Origin of the sequence: Streptomyces sp. NPDC057616, from assembly GCF_042800575.1 — a bacterium.
GTDB lineage: Bacteria > Actinomycetota > Actinomycetes > Streptomycetales > Streptomycetaceae > Streptomyces.
The window spans coordinates 22,563-38,825 of record NZ_JBHVGU010000034.1 but is presented as its reverse complement, the minus strand read 5'-3'; the positions used below and the strand labels follow the sequence as shown (position 1 = coordinate 38,825).

At 70.0% G+C, this 16,263-nt stretch carries 14 protein-coding genes; 4 read left to right on the top strand and 10 right to left on the bottom strand.

Annotated elements, in window-relative coordinates; translation table 11 throughout:
* Nucleotides 1-487 precede the first annotated feature (487 nt).
* Nucleotides 488-694, bottom strand: coding sequence for a hypothetical protein (locus ACFU97_RS34180; protein ID WP_384264422.1), 207 nt, complete (start codon nucleotides 692-694; stop codon nucleotides 488-490).
* Between the two features lie 43 nt (nucleotides 695-737).
* On the opposite strand from ACFU97_RS34180, the gene ACFU97_RS34175 reads away from it, so the two are divergent.
* Nucleotides 738-2,609, top strand: a complete 1,872-nt coding sequence (locus ACFU97_RS34175) for a hypothetical protein (protein WP_384264421.1) — start codon at nucleotides 738-740, stop codon at nucleotides 2,607-2,609.
* Entirely contained in the window at nucleotides 2,599-3,852 is a 1,254-nt protein-coding gene (locus tag ACFU97_RS34170; RefSeq protein ID WP_384264419.1) for a hypothetical protein, read from the top strand. The genes ACFU97_RS34175 and ACFU97_RS34170 overlap by 11 nt, the downstream gene beginning before the upstream one ends.
* On the opposite strand, the gene ACFU97_RS34165 is transcribed toward ACFU97_RS34170, so the two are convergent.
* The 9 genes from ACFU97_RS34165 to ACFU97_RS34125 form a co-directional block, all read right to left on the bottom strand.
* The gene (locus ACFU97_RS34165; RefSeq protein WP_384264418.1) at nucleotides 3,845-4,441 is read right to left on the bottom strand and encodes a hypothetical protein; all 597 of its coding nucleotides are present in this window, start codon (nucleotides 4,439-4,441) and stop codon (nucleotides 3,845-3,847) included. The genes ACFU97_RS34170 and ACFU97_RS34165 overlap by 8 nt on opposite strands.
* Complete coding sequence (locus tag ACFU97_RS34160) at nucleotides 4,441-5,139, bottom strand: hypothetical protein (RefSeq protein ID WP_384264417.1); 699 nt, start codon at nucleotides 5,137-5,139, stop codon at nucleotides 4,441-4,443. Before ACFU97_RS34160 ends, ACFU97_RS34165 begins: the two co-directional genes overlap by 1 nt.
* Nucleotides 5,136-5,939: a hypothetical protein gene (locus tag ACFU97_RS34155; protein ID WP_384264416.1), complete on the bottom strand. Its 804-nt coding sequence runs from the start codon at nucleotides 5,937-5,939 to the stop codon at nucleotides 5,136-5,138. The genes ACFU97_RS34160 and ACFU97_RS34155 overlap by 4 nt, the downstream gene beginning before the upstream one ends.
* A 13-nt stretch (nucleotides 5,940-5,952) precedes the next feature.
* Nucleotides 5,953-6,735: a hypothetical protein gene (locus ACFU97_RS34150; protein WP_384264414.1), complete on the bottom strand. Its 783-nt coding sequence runs from the start codon at nucleotides 6,733-6,735 to the stop codon at nucleotides 5,953-5,955.
* Nucleotides 6,736-6,848: 113 nt separating this feature from the next.
* Nucleotides 6,849-8,258: a hypothetical protein gene (locus ACFU97_RS34145; protein WP_384264413.1), complete on the bottom strand. Its 1,410-nt coding sequence runs from the start codon at nucleotides 8,256-8,258 to the stop codon at nucleotides 6,849-6,851.
* The gene (locus ACFU97_RS34140; protein WP_384264412.1) at nucleotides 8,255-8,557 is read right to left on the bottom strand and encodes a hypothetical protein; all 303 of its coding nucleotides are present in this window, start codon (nucleotides 8,555-8,557) and stop codon (nucleotides 8,255-8,257) included. The genes ACFU97_RS34145 and ACFU97_RS34140 overlap by 4 nt, the downstream gene beginning before the upstream one ends.
* A 241-nt stretch (nucleotides 8,558-8,798) precedes the next feature.
* Nucleotides 8,799-9,182, bottom strand: coding sequence for a hypothetical protein (locus ACFU97_RS34135; RefSeq protein ID WP_384264411.1), 384 nt, complete (start codon nucleotides 9,180-9,182; stop codon nucleotides 8,799-8,801).
* Between the two features lie 52 nt (nucleotides 9,183-9,234).
* On the bottom strand, nucleotides 9,235-13,692 hold the full coding sequence (locus tag ACFU97_RS34130) for an RHS repeat-associated core domain-containing protein (RefSeq protein ID WP_384264409.1): 4,458 nt from the start codon (nucleotides 13,690-13,692) through the stop codon (nucleotides 9,235-9,237).
* 11 nt (nucleotides 13,693-13,703) lie between these two features.
* Entirely contained in the window at nucleotides 13,704-14,015 is a 312-nt protein-coding gene (locus ACFU97_RS34125) for a hypothetical protein (RefSeq protein WP_384249926.1), read from the bottom strand.
* A gap of 441 nt (nucleotides 14,016-14,456) precedes the next feature.
* Between ACFU97_RS34125 and ACFU97_RS34120 the strand changes: the two genes are divergently transcribed.
* Entirely contained in the window at nucleotides 14,457-15,110 is a 654-nt protein-coding gene (locus tag ACFU97_RS34120; protein WP_384264408.1) for a hypothetical protein, read from the top strand.
* On the top strand, nucleotides 15,098-16,162 hold the full coding sequence (locus ACFU97_RS34115) for a hypothetical protein (RefSeq protein ID WP_384264406.1): 1,065 nt from the start codon (nucleotides 15,098-15,100) through the stop codon (nucleotides 16,160-16,162). The genes ACFU97_RS34120 and ACFU97_RS34115 overlap by 13 nt, the downstream gene beginning before the upstream one ends.
* Nucleotides 16,163-16,263 lie beyond the last annotated feature (101 nt).

The window sequence follows — 16,263 nt, the reverse complement described above, 5'->3', positions numbered from 1 at the left end:
GCAACCGCTCCCCGTACAACCAAGAATGTGTTTGACACGCCCGTCAAATACCTTGCAAATCCGGACACTTCACCCGGCTTCATCCGCACACCGACGTGCGGGACGCGCCGGACATACCCCCCGACCTGGGCGGTTAGCCACGGCGGGGGCGAGTGTCAAGCCATGGCACCGTATCAGCCGCACATAAGCCCCTCAAGGTGCGTCCTGACCCATGGGCCACACCTCGCCCACCGTTACTCATCTGCAACTTGAAGTGCACGTTTCCCAGTTGGCGACCCGGCAGCGGAGGCCCGTCACCTGTGCGTGCGCGAATCCGCGGCCGTGCCGACATGTTGCCCGAAGCGGGGCGTTCCTCACGGTCCGGCCATCAGGCCTGCACGATTCACTCACGAAGCGCCGTGCCCGGTGCACAAGCAAAGCGGTCAGTAGAGTGCGGGTGACAGCAGCCGAGGCGGCACGGGGGACTGCATCAGTGCACACGGTCAGGTCATACGGCACCGTCGGGACCGGGCGTCCGGCGCGCGTACGCGGCGGCCGCGTGCTGCTCACCCTCCTCGTCCTGGCCGCCGCCCTCCTCGCCGCCGCCCCGGCCGCCCGCGCCGGCGAGCCCGGCTCCCAGGCCGCCTACCTCGCCGCCCGGCTCCGCGCCGACCCCGTCTACGTCACCGACCAACTGCCGCGTGAGCTGCCCCACTCGACGGCTCCGGACTTCGCCAAGCTGGCGCGCCGGACCGGGGGTGCCGACGTACGTCCTCGTCCTGGCCGGCACGGCCGGCAACGGCAAGGGGCTGCTCGGCGCGGTCCACGACCGGCTCGGCCGGGACGGCCTCTACGTGCTGGTCGACGCCACGGGGGTCACCGCCGCGACGGCCTACGGCGTACGCGCCCCCGCCGACGACGCCTCGACGGTCGCGCTCTACGAACTCCCCTACGACGCCGGTCCCTTGCGCAGCTTCGAGCGCTTCGTGGACGTCGTCGCCCAGGGCGGCGCCAAGGCCGCGCAGCGTGCGGCGAGCGCGCGCGAGCGGTACGGCGACCACGACCCCGCCGCCCTCTACATCGGCCCGGGCGACCGCGACAACCAGTCCTTCCTCACGGGCGCGTTGCTCGCCGGCGTACCTGTGTCGATCCTGCTGCTGGTTCCCTACGTACGGCGGTGGCGCGGCCGTCTCGCGGGGGCGACGAGGAGCAAGAAGCCCGGCTCCGGCAGGCCGCGCCACCCCTGGCTCGTCCCCGCCGCGGCGCTCGCGAGCGCCGCGGCCGTCGCCCTGACGGCGTCCCTCGTCTTCGACCAGACCAGGTCGAGTGCCGCTCCCCCGCCCACCGCCGCCGACCTCGGCTCCCGCCTGGACCGCGTGACGGAGGGCCTGAAGCACGACGCCGTGTACGTCGACCCGGAGAGCCCGCGCGTGCTGAGCGCCGGCCGGCTGTCCGAACTCCACGACCGCATCCGCGCGTTCACCCGCTCGGCGGGCGGCGGCCCGGTGTACGTCCTGCTCGTCCCGCAGATCAGCGAGGACGAATCGGCGGGCCAGGAGGACGTGTTCACCGCGGCCGTGCACAAGAGGTTCGGCAAGGACGGCCTGTACGTGGTGGCCGACCCGCTGGGCGGCTTCATCGACGTCTACAACTACGGCCTCCGCCTGGACGGCGACAGCCTCTCCTTCGACCTCCCCGACGCGATCTCGTTCGGGGACCGCGCGGCGGAGGAGGCCGACGACCACGCCCTCGGCGACCGCCTCGACGCCTTGATGACGTACCTGGACAAGGTCCCGCGCACGGACGAGCCCACCACGGAGGACGGCTGGTCCCCCACCCCCGAGCCGGTCGGGGACAACGTCCTGCCGCCGCTGTTCTCCGGGGACTTCAAGCCGGGCCTGTTCGTGGGTGCCGTCACCGCGCTGCTCGCGCTCGCCCTGACGGCCGGGGCGCTGGCCGTCGCGGGCAGGGTGCTGCGCCGCCGTCGTCCGGTCCCGCAGGCGTCCTCCGCCCCGCCCCTCACGGCGCCCACGAATCCCTCACGGTCGTACCTGCGACGCACCGCCCGCACCGAACTCGGCGCGCTGGCCGACGAGTTCACGGATACCGCGCGGAATGCGGCACAGGGGGACGCACCGACGGGCGCCCCGGACACCCCGGACACCCCGCGCCCGGACCTCCCCTCCCAGGCCCGCGCCTGGGACTGCTTCGACGCGGCCATGCTCCTGGTCGACGGCGAGCTCGACACCCTCGGCGCCCCCGAGCCCGGGCCCGCCGTCCTCGTCGCGGTCGTCGTCCTGTCCCGCGCCGGGCGTGCCGCGCTCCGGGGCGAGGCCGGCGACCTGTGCTGCGGCGTGAACCCGCTGCACGGCCCCGCGGTGGGCCGCCACCATGTGCGCGTGTCCGCCGAGGGGACGCGCCGCCGGAGGCTCCCGGTCTGCGCGCTGTGCCGCGACACCGCCGTCGCCGAACCGGCCGCCGTCCACAGCCTGTTGATGACGCTGCCCGCACCGGACGACGGCGACGGCGGACGGGTGGCGTACTTCGATGCCGACGGTCCGCTGACCGCCGTACCCCAGGGAATTCCCCGGCTGATCGACGAGGTGAGGGAGACCACCGGTGTCCAGTGATCCGAAGCGGATGGCTGTCGTCCTGGCGGCGGCCCTCCTGGCCGTGGTCCCCGCCGCCTCCGCGCGCGCCTCGGACCACCGCCAGAGCGCCGGCGCGCACATCGCGAGCGCGCTGCGCGGCTCCCCGGTCTACGTCGATCCCGCGTACGGCACCGCCGTACCCCCGTCCCGGCAGCGGCGGTTGGCCGCCGAGATCAAGAGGACGCGCCTGCCCATCAAGGTCGTCCTCACCCCCCTGACCAAGGGTGACGCCTTCGACGGCGAGTCGGACGTCCTCGCGGACGTGGTCCACGACCGCCTCCCCCAGCGCGAGCTCATCCTCATCACCACCGACGGCGACTTCCCCGACACCCTGAACGGCTACGAGTGGCCGAGCGACACCCACCAGACGGAGGACGCCGTCCGCGCGACCGCCTTCCTGGACGAGACGCGTGAGGCGGGCCTCGCCGACATGACGGCGAAGGCGGTGCGGCTGGTGGCGGAGGGCGACGGCACGAAGGTGTACGAGGAGGCGACGAAGGATCTGGACGGCCCCTCTCCCGAGGCCGACGCGGCCGGCGCGACCAAGTCGGCATCCCACGGGCCGCGTTCCTGGCCGTGGCTCCCGATCGGCGGGGCGGCGCTCACGGTCCTCGCCCTCGCCCTCGTAGGCGGCCGTCTGGCGGCGCGGCGCCGCCGCTCCCGTACCGCCGCCGTGCCGGAGCTGGTGTTCGCGACGGCCCGCGCGGCCGACGAGACGGAGCTGCGGCGCCGCGCGGAGACCGAGGTCCTGGCCCTGGGCGAGGCGACCCGTGAGGCCCCCGTGGAGCGAACTCCCGCCCTCCAGCGGGCCCTTGACGCCTACACGGCCGCCGGCACGGTCCTCGACGCGGCACGCGGCGTACCGGACCTGGCGGGGGTCCTGGCCCTGGTCGCGGAGGGTGAGAACGCCCTGTCCGGCGCCGCCGCCCCGCTTCCCCTGTGCTTCTTCAACCCCCTGCACGGCCGGGCGACCACCCGCGCCACCTGGCGCCCCCTCGGCCGCCGCGACCGGCTGCGCGTCGCCACCTGCCCCGACTGCGCGAGCGCCCTGGCCCGCCACCGTCCCCCGGAGGTCCTCACGGACACCGGACCGGACGGCCGCACCGTCCCCTACTTCGAGGTCCCGGCGCGCCGCAGCGTGTGGGCGGCGACGGGATACGGCTCGTACGGCTCCCCGACCGAGCAGGTCAACCGCGGCGACTTCACCCGCTCGCTCAGCTGACGGCGACCGTCCGGGCCAGCTCGTCCGTCAGCGCGCACAGGGCGTCGCCGTAGACCTGCTGCTGCCACGAAGTCAGCAGCACCAGGCCCCAGCCGGTGTCGGGGACGATGCCGTAGGCGCAGGTCTCCAGGACCGTGCCGGTGCCGTCCCGGCCGGGGTCCTGGACGTACGCGTGCCGGACGCGCACCGCCGGTCCGGCGGGCAGGGTGCGCGGCTCGGCCTCGGGCATGCGGTACGAGTCGGCCGTGGGGGCCGCGAGATACCGGTGCAGGAGCTCGACGGTCATGGTCGGGTGGGTGTCGTCCGCGACCAGCACCGACAGCTCGACGCGCGCGAGTTCACCGAGGTGCGGCTCGGGGACGTACGACAGCGCGGTGACCGGGCCCCGGGCGCGCGCGTCCTCGGCGGCCAGCCGCAGCTCCTCGGCCAGCGCCTCGACGAGCCGCCCGTCCCGGCCGGCGTCCGTCCCTGCGCGCCTGAGCGCCGCGCCCCTGGACCAGGCGGCGAGGTCGACCGTCTCGCGCACGGGCAGGGAGACGGCGCCGTCGGGCGTCCTCATGCGGACGGTCGACGTGGAGAACGCGGGCATCAGGCCATCCATTGCAGGGTGCGGGCCATGGAGTCGAAGAGGCCGACCAGGGCCTCGGCCAGGGGCTCCATGGGCGTGGAGAAGGAGAGCAGCAGGCGCTGGTCGGCGTGCGGGACGGCCAGGTAGACGTCCAGGTGCGTGACCAGCAGCTTGTTGCCGTCCGGGTCGTCGGGCGCGGGGCGCCGGCGGTAGAGATGGCGCACGGCCGGGCCGGCGGGCAGCTCGACGGTGGTGACCTCGTCGCCGGTGGCGGCGCGCGCGGCGAGGGAGAGGGCGATGTCGCCGAGGTCTCCCGCGGCGGTGCCGGCCGGGGGCCGCATGACGGTGACCACCAGGCCGGCGGAGACCGGCACCTGTCCGAGCAGCTGGTTGAGGAGGTACATCTCCACACCGCCGTTGGCGTGCGCGGCCCGGGCCTGCGCCGCCATCCGCTCGGCGAGGGCCGCCTTCAGCTGCGGGCTCGCCTTCGTACGGCGCAGGCTGCGGTTGACCAGCCTGTCGATGCGGTGCGGCCAGCGGTCGGGGTCGAGGACGACGCGTTCCCAGCCTTCGGGGACGGCGAGGCGGTAGTCGGAGGGGGGCGGCGGGGTGCGGTCGGGGGTGTCGGTCGCCGTACTCATGCTCGTCTCGTGGGTGCTCGTGGGGTCGGGGGTGGTGACGTCGGCGTTCGTGAGGCCGGTGTTCGTCTCGTCGTTCATCCCGTCGCGCCGTCCGTCCCGGGGAGGCGCCGGGGCCGGCTCCGCACCACGGCGGTCGCCGGGGCCAGGAGCAGTACGGCGGCCGAGGTCAGGGACACGGCGGTGGGCAGGGTGCTGTCCATGTCGGTCCGCCTGCCGAGGAAGGGGCCGTAGAGGCCGGACGGGTCGACCACGGCCGTGGCCCTGTCGCCGATGCGGCTCGGGGCCGCGCAGTTCTCCCGGTTGCCGAGCACCCGGTGGGCGGAGCCGTCCGCCGTCCGGACCCTGCAGTAGGTCTGGCGGAACCCGCGGGACACCGTGTGGTCCGGCGTGGTGATGGTGACCGTCTGTTCCACGCCGCGCAGTTGGAGGTACCACTGGTGGGTGGTGAACGTCGCCACCACGATCAGCACGTGGTACGCCAGCACGGTGAGCCGCCGCAGGGCCGTGTCGCGCCGCGACGCGTCGATCCCGAACCCGGCCATCCGGACGCCCACGCCGAAGACGAGCCCGACGAACAGCGCCAGGTCGCCCATGAGCGGGTTCAGCAGCTCGCACACGGCGAAGCCGGCGACGGCCACGAGGAGCATCCACAGCCACGGCCGCACGTCGAGCCACCGCAGCGGCCCTTCGCCGTCGAAGCGCCGCGGGCGAGAGCTGACGGAGAACTCGGACAGGATGCCGGCCACCCGCCGCATGCCGCCCTCGCCGGCAGCCCTGCGGCGCAGTTCCGGCAGCCCGAGGCCGGCCTCCTCCAGCGCCCGCCGCGAGCCCTCCGGCAACTCCGCGAACAGCTCGTCGACGGACCGCTCGTGGGTCACGCGCTCGCTCCCGTCACGCGGGCACGCCGGTCATGGGGCGGTTCCGGGGACGGCGGGACAGGGTGACGGCCGCCGCCGGGGCCAGCAGGAGCACCGCGGCGGCGCCGAGGCAGAGACAGTCGTAGACACTGCCGCCGATGTCCGACGGCCGCCCGAGGAACGGCCGGTAGTGGCCCGCGGGATCGACCACCGCCTGCGTCCTGGTGCCCACCGCGCTCGGGTCGGTGCACCGGTCGTCGTTGCGGACCACCTGGTGGATCGACCCGTCGGGAAGCCGGACGCGGCAGTACAGCGTGGTCACGCCGTGCGAACCCCGGTCGACGGCCTTGGCGTACGTGACCGTGGTCTCCTGCCCGCGCACCTGGAGGTACCACGAGTCGGCCTGCTGGGACCCCAGCCAGATCAGTACGACGTAGGCGACCCCGACCAGGCACCGCACGACGACGCCGCCGCGCGGCAGGGGGGCTCTCAGCGCCGCCCAGATCACGGCCAATCCCCAGGCCAGGCCCACGAGTACGGCGTACCTGTCGAAGAGGTACGTGGAGGCCAGGCAGACGACGACACCGGCCACGGCGATCAGGGGCAGCCGGATCCAGGGCCACACGCCCGCGGTGCCCTGCGGGCGATCCGGTTCGTCGAAGGCCAGGATCAGCCGCACGCGCCGCAGATCGCCGTCCTCCTCGGCGATCCGCCGAAGTCGCGGCAGCCCCAGGCCGTTCTCCTCGAGCGCGCGTTGCTTGGCCGCCGGTAGCCGGGCGAACAGTTCGTCGACGGTCCGGCCGTCCTCAGTGCCCACGTTCTCCGTACTCCTTCGTCCCTCACCTCGGCTCCGGGTGGCCCCGATCCGGTGGTTCAGCGGCTGGCCGGTTGCGCGGCCGCCGGCTGGTTGTTCAGCCTCCGGCTGGTCGTTCAGCCTCCGGCCACCTTCAAGTGGCCGTTGTAGAAGGGGATGCCGTTCGCTCCCCAGCCCGTCGTGTGCTTCAGGCCGTCGAAGACGTTGAGTTCGAGCCCGCTCGGTTCCCAGCTGTGCAGCGGGGACAGGTTCAGGACGCCCGCGGCCGTCGGCCCGTACTGGCTCGCCTGGTACAGAAGCGACCGCGTGCGGGCCATGGTCTTGAAGGCGGAGTCGGACAGGTCGCCCAGCCCGGGCAGTTTGCCCCCGGCGAGGATTCCGTCGTCCTCGGCCGTCTTCGTGACGGCGACGCGGATGTCGTTGTAGTACGCCCTGAAGTCGAGGGAATCCTTGACGATCGACCGCATCGTCGGCAGGACGCTGTTCGGCCCCTTCGCCAGCGCCTCGCCGATCTTGCCGGCCTTGACGCCGGTGAGCAGTTCGGCGCTCTCACCGGCCAGTTTCGTGCCCACGCCGAGCTCCCGCAGGGCGAGGAACTGCTTCAGGGCCGCCGATCCGCGCGCGGCGACCGCTGCCTCCTTCGCGGCGGTCCCGAGGATGCGCCCGGCGCCGAAGGACAGCACGCCGACCACGTCGATGGCGACGTCGAGCCAGGTGCCCTTGCCGTCGAGGGCGGAGACCGTGTCGCAGGCCAGCGCCACCACGGAGGCGACCAGGGCCAGCGCCACGATGATCTCGCCGAGAATCGGTACGGCGCCCAGCACGAGCGCCAGGACGCAGAGCACGCCGGCCGCCACCCCGGCCCAGTGCCCGATCTCCGCGACCCAGTCCTTCCAGTTGTCCCACCAGTGATGCTTCGGGTCCTTGAGGCCGTCGTGGTCGATGGCGTCGCGGATGGCCTGGGCGGCGTATCCGGCCTGGGTGTCCCGGTAGTCCAGCGCGTGCCGCAGATCCCGCTTCGCGTCCTCCAACTCGCCGTCCGCGGCGTCCTTCTGCCGCTTCAGCCTCTGCTTGTCGGGGTGCTCGTCGGGCCCGGGGTGCTGATCGATCTGCTTCTGGTAGCGACTGCCGTCCGCGTCGGCGTTCTTGGCCTTCGTGAGCGCCGTACGCACCAGCTCCTGGGCGTGGTTGAGCGCGACGGCCCAGTTCTCCCGCATCTGGTCGACGACGGGCCCGTACGGGACGGAGGACCCGAGGGCGGAGGCGGCGGCCGCGTAGCGCCGGTGCGTCTTCGTGAGCAGTCCGACCGTGTCATGGGTCTTGTCCTGGAAGACCCGCCCGGCATCGGAGTCCCACCCGTTGCCGTCGACGAGGTTGTTCAGCTTGCCGGCCTGCTCCTCGATCAGTTTGGCGGTGTCGGCGATGCGCTTGCCCAGCCGGGCCACCTCGTACGGGTCGCCGGGCGTGAACTCCTTGTCGTCGTACCGTGCCGTCTGCCAGTCGACACCGGAGAAGTCGTCGCTCACTTGTCCCCCGGCTGGGCCTTCAGCAGCGCGTCGGCCAGATGCCGGTCGAGCCCGTCGTACGCCTTCGCCGCGGCCCCGGCGGTCTTCCCGAGGAACTCCAGCCCGTCGCAGAGCTGCTTGCGCTTCTTCTTCCAGTCGTCCGCGAAGTCGTCGAGCGCGCCCGCCACATCCCCGGAGCCCATCTCGGCGTCGTAGGAGTCGACGAGGTCCCTCGCCCCCTCGAACTGCGACTTGAGCTTGCCCACGGCCCGGCTGATCTCCTTCAGCTCGGACGTGGACACCTTGACGTGTTCCGCCACGACGACCCCCGTACACCTACGCCTACGCCTACGCCTACGCCTACGCCCACCTATGCCACGCCCGCCCCGCAGACATGGGGCGGGCAGGGTCACTCTCCGCCGGGGGATTTCGCGGCTGCAACCAACGGGGTGCAAAGGGAGGGTCTAGAAGGCGCCACGCGGTCGCCCGCGCCAAGGACGGGAAAGCCGGAAGTACTTCGCCCTGGTCGAGCAATTCCCGATTTCGTGCAGGTTCGACCTCCTACGCCACATGCGCGACGAAGAATTCGTACCGATACTCCTGCTCGCTGACCGCGGCCACCGTATTGAGGTCATGCGCGAGGAACACCCATGGCGTGTCCTTGGCCTGCCGGATCGAGGAGAACCAGGCCCCCACCAGGCTGAACTCGATCCAAGAGGCGAGTTCCAGGTCGGTGTACAGGAAGGCCGATGCGTGGAATCCGTGCGAAGGAAGGAGCTCCTCCACCCAGGTTTCCAGGGTTTCCCGGGAAGCCTCGTCGCTCAGTGTCGCATTCGGTTCCGTGGACATGTTCCAGAAACTTCGCACGGCTTCCATGACACGCTCGGGCACACTCGCGGAGGACAGCGTGTGCATGGTGACGACCTCTGAGGCGTCGCGCAACATGCGATCCAACTCCTGGCGCTCTCGCCGCTCCCTGAGCGCACGCTGCAACTCGCTAGCCACCGCATTTGCCCTGTTCGTAGTAGAGATGGTGCTTGGGCTGGATTTCCTTGTAGATCTTTCCGGTCATGTCCACATCTGCAGGCAGACCGTCCTGCGGGGTTCCCGCATGGAAATGTGGCAGTGGCGCGTTGGGATCAGCCGTGTGCTCGGCGATGACGCGCATGCCGTGCGGTGTCTCGTACTGATAGTAGCGACCCCACGAGCCTCTGGGGTTGTAGTCGGGATCCTTGATCCTGGGATTCCAATTTTTCAACACGTAGTTCGGGGAGTTGGCTCGCTTACTGTCTCCGCCGACGGTCCATTGACGAATGGGCTGTGCGGAGCGAGGGACACCAGCCATGTCCTTTGCGGCGTTGAACGCTTCACGACGCTCTGGATAGATCGGGTTATGGGTCGCAGCGAGACCGAGCGGGTCTATCCACCCGTGCGGATTGTCGACGTAGCTGCACGGATTGGGTGCAGGTGCCAGACCGAGCGGGTCGGGAGTGACGTACCTCGCGGTCTGCGGGTCGTAATGCCGGAAGTAGTTGTAGTGCAAGCCGGTTTCAGGGTCGGCGTACTGACCGGGAAAACGCAAGGGGGTATAGGCGGTGAAGTCTGCGTTCCACGCCGTCTCGCCCCAGATGGCAGTGCGCGTGCGCCAGGCAATGCGATCGGTCTCGTCAACCAATTCGGTGGGAGCACCCACCAGGTCGGTGACGATCGCAAAAAAGCGGGAATCCAGGTCTGACTGCGGGCTGTCCGCGGCAATCCCGTCGACGTCGCACGCCGTCATGTTGGGACTGCCGCCCATTGGCGTTGCCCTGCGTTCGAGCTGAGTCAAGGGGCGGTGCCCCTGGTAGTCCCAGGTGATGACGACGCCCGTGCCGTGATCGTGCTGTTCGACAAGTCGCGTGCCATCCCAGGCGAAGTCAATCTGTTCTACGACGACCTCACCATCGGAAGCCACTCTTTGCTTGGCCGTGCGGCGACCGAGAGCATCGTAGGTGTAATGCCAGGTCGCACCGTCGGGGGTGGTGACCTCCGTCAGTTGGTCTTCCGCATTCCAGGTGTAGTGCCAGGCTTCTTCTCTCCCGGAGAGGGTGTGCCGCGTACGCCGGATCAGCCTGCCGGCGTCGTCGTGCTGGTAGCGCATTCGTCCCGCGGCGCGAACCCGTGTGCCGTCGTAGTCCCGGGCCCCACGGGCTTCCGGGTGAGGAAGTCCGTCGGGCCAGGATGCATGCACCTGGTTGCCTGCAGCGTCGTACGCGTATGTCTCCGACCAGTTGGCACCAGTGGCCTGCAGAGGACGGCCGACCGGGTCCAGGGTGTAGTGACGCGCCGTACCGGTCACCGCTTCAACGGCTTCCGTCATATGGCCGTCGGGGCGGTAGGCGTACGACCGGCTACGCAGTGTCGTCTCGGGGGTGGAGAGGGACTGGCTGATGACGTGGCCGAGTTGGTCGAAGGAATGGCTGAGGCTGAGTCGTTCACCGACACGGCGGTTCGTCTCCCGGCCGGCCGCATCCCGTTCGAACCGCATGTGCCTTCCGGCGACGGACAGCGTCGCAGGGCGTCCCGCCGAGTCGTACGTCCAGGCACTTACCGCGCCGGTCGGTGTCGTCCGCGAAACGCATCGTCCGAGATCGTCGTAGGCGTAGGTGACTGAGCGACCGGCAACGGACTCCGAGCGGAGTTGTCCCCGCTCGTCCCAGCGCCATTCGACATCCGTGTCGGGTGCCGTGGCCGTGAGAATGCGACCCATGGCGTCGTAGGTGAAGCCGGTGATTCGGCCTGCGACCTCCTTCGAGGTCACCTGGTCAAGGACATCTCGTTCATAGCGGATGAAGTCGCCGAGGGGAGTGACCCGCTCCATCAACTGACCTGCTGGGTCGTACACATAGCGCTGCACGCGACCGTCGAAGTCGGACTCGGCGACCTGACGGCCCGCGGCGTCGTACTCGTAGTTCCAGGTCATCCCCTGCGGATTGGTGACCTGGGTGAGTCGTAGCTCGGTGTCGTAGGAGAACGTGTAGCGCACGCCGTCAGCGCCGGTGCGCGCCGACAGGAGATCGAAATACGTGTACTCGAATGTGTCGACTCCGCCGTGAGCGTCGACGTACCGAGTGCAGTTGCCCTCGTCGTCGTACAGCCACTTCTCCTCACAGCCGTCGGCGGTGATGCGGCGGGAGAGCTTTCCTTCCGTGGTCCATTCCAGGCGTGTCTGCGCACCCACCGGGTCGGTGAAGAGGGTGACACGGCCGAATGCATCGTGCTCCCAGCCACTGGATGCGCCCAGGGGATCCGTGACTTCCACGGGCACGCCCACTCGGTTGGTGCGCACGAGTGTCGTGTGGCCGAGTGCGTCGCGGACGGAGGTCGGCCTGCCGGCACCGTCGAATGTGAAGTGAGTGGGCCGGCCGGCTGCGTCGACCACCTGCAAGGGATTGCCCGTTGGGGAGTAGTCCCTCAAGACAGCCGTGCCATCCGGGTTTCTCACCTCGGTCGCCAGCCCCAGCGCGTTGTACTCGGCGGTGATCTCCGCGCCGTCCGGGCGCACAACCCGTGTTACGAGGCCCCGTTCGTCGTACGTGAAGCGCATGGTCCGTCCCAGCGGGTCGGTGCACGCGATCAGCTCATGCTCGGCATTCCACTCCTGTGTGGTGGTGTTGCCGAGTGGGTCGGTCTCGCGGGTCAGGCGCAGCGCCTCGTTGTGTTCGTAGACGCGGGTGTGGCCGAGGGAGTCGGTGACGTGGGTGGTGCGGGTGGTGTCGTCGTAGGTGAGGGTGGAGGCGAGGGCGCCGGCGGTGCCGCCGGTGGCGATGACGCGGCCCTGGTCGTCGTAGCGGTACCAGTAGGTGGTGTCGTTGCGGTCCCTCCAGGAGGTGATGCGGCCGTCGGCGTCGTAGGTGTAACGCATCGGCAGGCCGGAGGAGTTGTACTCCTCGCTGAGGTGGCCGTGTTCGTCGTAGCCGAAGGTGAGCAGGGTGGTGCCGGGGCGGTCCGGGTGGGCCGGGTCGAGCAGGCGCAGGCCGGTGATGCGGGAGCGGGCCGGGTCGTGGTCGAGGGCGAGGTGGTAGCCGCCGGAGTGGACGACCGCGCAGGGGATGTCGCTCTCGGCGTAGACGATGGTGATGCGGTTGTTGTTGCGGTCGGTGATGTGCTGCAGGGGCAGGTCGACGGCGGTGTCGCCGGCTGCCGCGACCGGGGAGTGGAAGACATGGGTCAGGCCGCTGTCCGGGTCGCTGATGCGGATCGCGCCGTCGGTCTCGGTGTCCCAGGACAGCATCAGGCGGGAGCCCGGCGTCAGCGGGCGCACCGGGTCGCTGCCGGCCGGGTCGAGGGGCGGGAAGCACAGGCGGGCGCCGTCCGCCGCCGCGAACACGAAGCCGTCCTCGTCGGCCTGCACCCGCTGGTCCAGGGTGGAGGCCCAGGACGGGCCGAACCAGCCGCCGAAGCGGTAGGAGGAGAGGTGGGTGCGCTCCAGGATCAGGGGCAGCACGCCCGGCAGGGACACATCGGTGCGGGGCAGGGCCATGTCGCCGGTCGCCACGTCGATCGGGTCCCGTACGAACTTCTTGACCATGTTGCGCACCGAGGCGGGCAGCTTGTCGAAGCCCGGGTTCAGCTTCAGCCGCTCAAAGGCCGCGCAGTCCATGCCCAGCGACTTGCTGAGCTTGGCCAGCGCCGCCGGCCCCAGCGCCTTCAGCCCCTTGCCCAGCGCCTTGCCCAGCACGCCGAAGCCGACGCCCATCACCGCGCCCTCGGCCAGGATCCCGGCCAGCTTGCCCGGGTCCTTGAACGCGCCCGGGTCCTTCAGCAGCGTCTCGAACGCGGAGAACTCCGCGCCGCCCTTGGCCATCCTGGCCACCTCGGCGACCCCGCGGATCTCCTTGAGCGCCTTCAGCGCCCGTTCCACCCCGCGGACGACCTCCATCACCCCGCGCACCACCGAGCCGAGCGCGGTGCCCTCCTCCTCGATCCGGCCGACCAGCGCCACCACCTTCAGCGCCCGCTCGCCCGCCATCAAAGTCGAGGCCACCTCGGAGGCACCCGCGGTCAGGATGGACAGGGCCAGACCGGCGATCTCGAACTCGGCGATCTCCGCCAGCATCACGCCGATCTCGGACAGCAACTCGTGCGCCTTGTCCGCGAAGTCGTCCAGCGCCTTCGCGCCCTCGCGCAGCGAGTGCGCCATGTCCGTGGCCTGCTTGCGGGCCGCCTTGGAGCGCTTGGTGAACGCCTTGGCCGCCTTGCCCTCCCACTCCACCCCGGACAGGGACTTACGGGCCGCCTCCGCCGCGTCGTCCAGCCCGGTCGCCAGATGCCGCCACTTCTTGGCGATCTCCCGCACCCCGTCCGGGTCCACGGCCGGATCCGAGATGCCCAAAAACTCCAGGCCGCTGGCGACACTGTCGCCGAACATGTGGTTGAACTTGTTGACGTAGTGCAAGGGGTTGAGATCGACCATGACGCTGCCGCTCAGCCCTTCCCGTCCCGGGCCGCGGCCGCGATCAACACATCCAGCAGATCGAACGCGGTGGAGACCTCACCGATCAGCTTCGCCTCCGCCTCCCACTCCTCATCCAGCTGCTTGGCCAGCTTGACCAGAGTGGTCATGCCCTTCTCGATCTCGCCCTTCGCCCCCAGCAGCGAGCCCAACGCCCCCAACGCCCCCAGGTCGTGCGACTGCGCCTCGAACTGCTGCAACGGCTTCGCCGTGTGATGCCCCACCCCACGCAGCCCCGACGCCGCCTTGTGCATCGACGTCGCTTCCTTCTTCAGGTCCGACACCCGAACCAGCCCCCCGAACCCCGTACACCCAACACGTCAATTGCTTCACTCTGTGCACATGCCAACCCCACGACACTAGGGAGAGCAGTTATCCCACAGGTATGCCAGACGTCAAGGGGGAGTAAAGATCGACTGGGGGCTGGGCTGAGCTCGCCTTGTGCGAGCTTCGGACGACGACGCCACCATCGTCCCGGCCGCAGACTCCGCGGTCCTCGAAGGGATCGTCCCACAGCAGCGCGCGGCACTTCCCGCACACACCGGCCGAACGTAATGGAGGCCACGCCGGCTTGAGCACGATCGGGACACATCCCACACCGCGGCAAGCCCGATACGCCCTTAATTGCACATGTTCGCAGGGAAGTTCGCTCTGGCGAAACCAAGAACCCCACCGATAGCGTTCTTGCTCTTGACGAACTTCAGTCTCACGGGGAGTCCAACACTGTGAAGCGCCGCACTTTGCCCGCTGCCACCGCGCTCGCCGCGGCCGCAGCCCTCCTACTGACGGCCTGCGGGGGCGGGGACGACAACAGCAAGGGCAACGACAAGATCGCGGGAGCGAACGCGGGGAGCGAGAAGTCGGCTTCGCCGAGCGCTTCGGCCACCGCCACGGCCGGCCGCCCGAAGATCACACTGTCGGCAGACAATACGATCACGTTCACCCCCGAGGATGCCGCCGATCAGCCGCAGGACGAGATCCTCAAGGACAACGCGGAGTTCATCCGTGCGCTCAATGCGGCCATCTCCGCACAGAATCCGCGACTTCCCGCTCTCGAGTACTACACGGAGGGCGAGGGGGCCGTGGCGGCCCAGAAGTGGGTCCAGTCCTTCAAGGACGCAGGTTTGACGGTCACCGGAACCGTCCGCTACTTCGACCGCCAGGTCTCCCTGGAGTCCAAGAAGGCGGCCTCGCTGACCTACTGCGGCGATGAGAGCAAGGGGTTCACCAAGGTCGTCAAGACCAACCAGGTCAAGAAGACCAAGGCCGACAAGAACAGCTACGTCTCCTACGGCGTGAAGGTCGAGAAGAACGCGAAGGGCGTCTGGGAAACGGTGAAGATCGTTTCCGTTCGGGGGGCAGCGAAGTGCCAGCCGTGAGGCGATGCCGCCGCGGCGTAGCTGCGGCAACACTCGCAACCGCGATGTGCATGCTTTCGGCCCCCACCGCGCTGGCGGCACAAGATCCAGGCGGAGGTGGTTCGGTCGGCGGCGGCAAGGACCCGGGGAAGGGCACCAGCACGTCGGGCGACGCCAGCGACGACGGGACCCTCTCCGCCGGGGTCATCGTCTACGACCGCTCCAAGAACGGCAGCGGCAACGCCGCCGGCCCCGTCACCTCCACCACCTCCTGGACCCCGCCCGCCTGCTGGTACGCCCCGAAGTACTCACCCGCGGGACTCAAGTCGTACCTGGAACCCATCTGGCAAGCCGAGTCCACCGGCTCGCAGTGGGACCTGGAGCAGCGCAACAAGTACGAGGACGGCGGCAAGGATCCCGGCACGTACAAGGACTTCAACAAGGAGAAGACCGGCAAGGGCTACTGGTGGGACTCGTACGTCAACGAGAGCTTCCCGCCCGGCTGGGACAAGTGCACCAAGCCCTTCTTCTGGGTGGACAAGGGTGACCCCCCGCCGGCCGACGCCGTGAACGCCGTAACCTCGAAGGTCCTCGGCGAACTCGCCTACAACGAGATCCGCGTGCCCGGCACCAAGGTCACCCTCGCCCCGGCCGGCACCACCAAGGTCAACCTGCCGACCTGGGCCTGGCTGGACGGCGCCGCCTTCAAGCCGGTCTCCGTCACCGCCTCCGTACCGGTCCTCGGCATCTCCGCCACGACCACCGCCGAACCGGTCTCCCTGAAGATCGAACCCGGCACCGCGGACGCGCAGACCTACCCCGCCTCCGGCGTCTGCCAGATCAACAACGGCCATATCGGCGAGCCGTACGCCAAGGGCAAGGCCCACCAGACCCCACCCTGCGGCGTGAAATACCTGCGCTCCTCGGGCGACGGCACCTACCCCCTCAAGGCCACCATCACCTGGAAGATCCACTGGACCGGCTCCGACGGCACGGGCGACAACCTGCCCGACGGCACCTTCGGCGCCACCCAGAACGTCACCGTCCAGGAGATCCAGGCCGTCAACCGCTGACGCAAGGTGGACGGCCCTCAGCGTCTCGGGCCGTCCACCACTCGTCCGACAAGCAGGGCGTCCTCCAGAAGGTCCGAACGTCGACGGACAGTGGCTACCGG

Coding starts and splice junctions, on each gene's coding strand:
- ACFU97_RS34165 (WP_384264418.1), bottom strand. CDS start 4,441: ATGCCCGCGTTCTCCACGTCGACCGTCCGCATGAGGACGCCCGACGGC.
- ACFU97_RS34160 (WP_384264417.1), bottom strand. CDS start 5,139: ATGAACGACGAGACGAACACCGGCCTCACGAACGCCGACGTCACCACC.
- ACFU97_RS34130 (WP_384264409.1), bottom strand. CDS start 13,692: ATGGTCGATCTCAACCCCTTGCACTACGTCAACAAGTTCAACCACATG.
- ACFU97_RS34135 (WP_384264411.1), bottom strand. CDS start 9,182: ATGTTGCGCGACGCCTCAGAGGTCGTCACCATGCACACGCTGTCCTCC.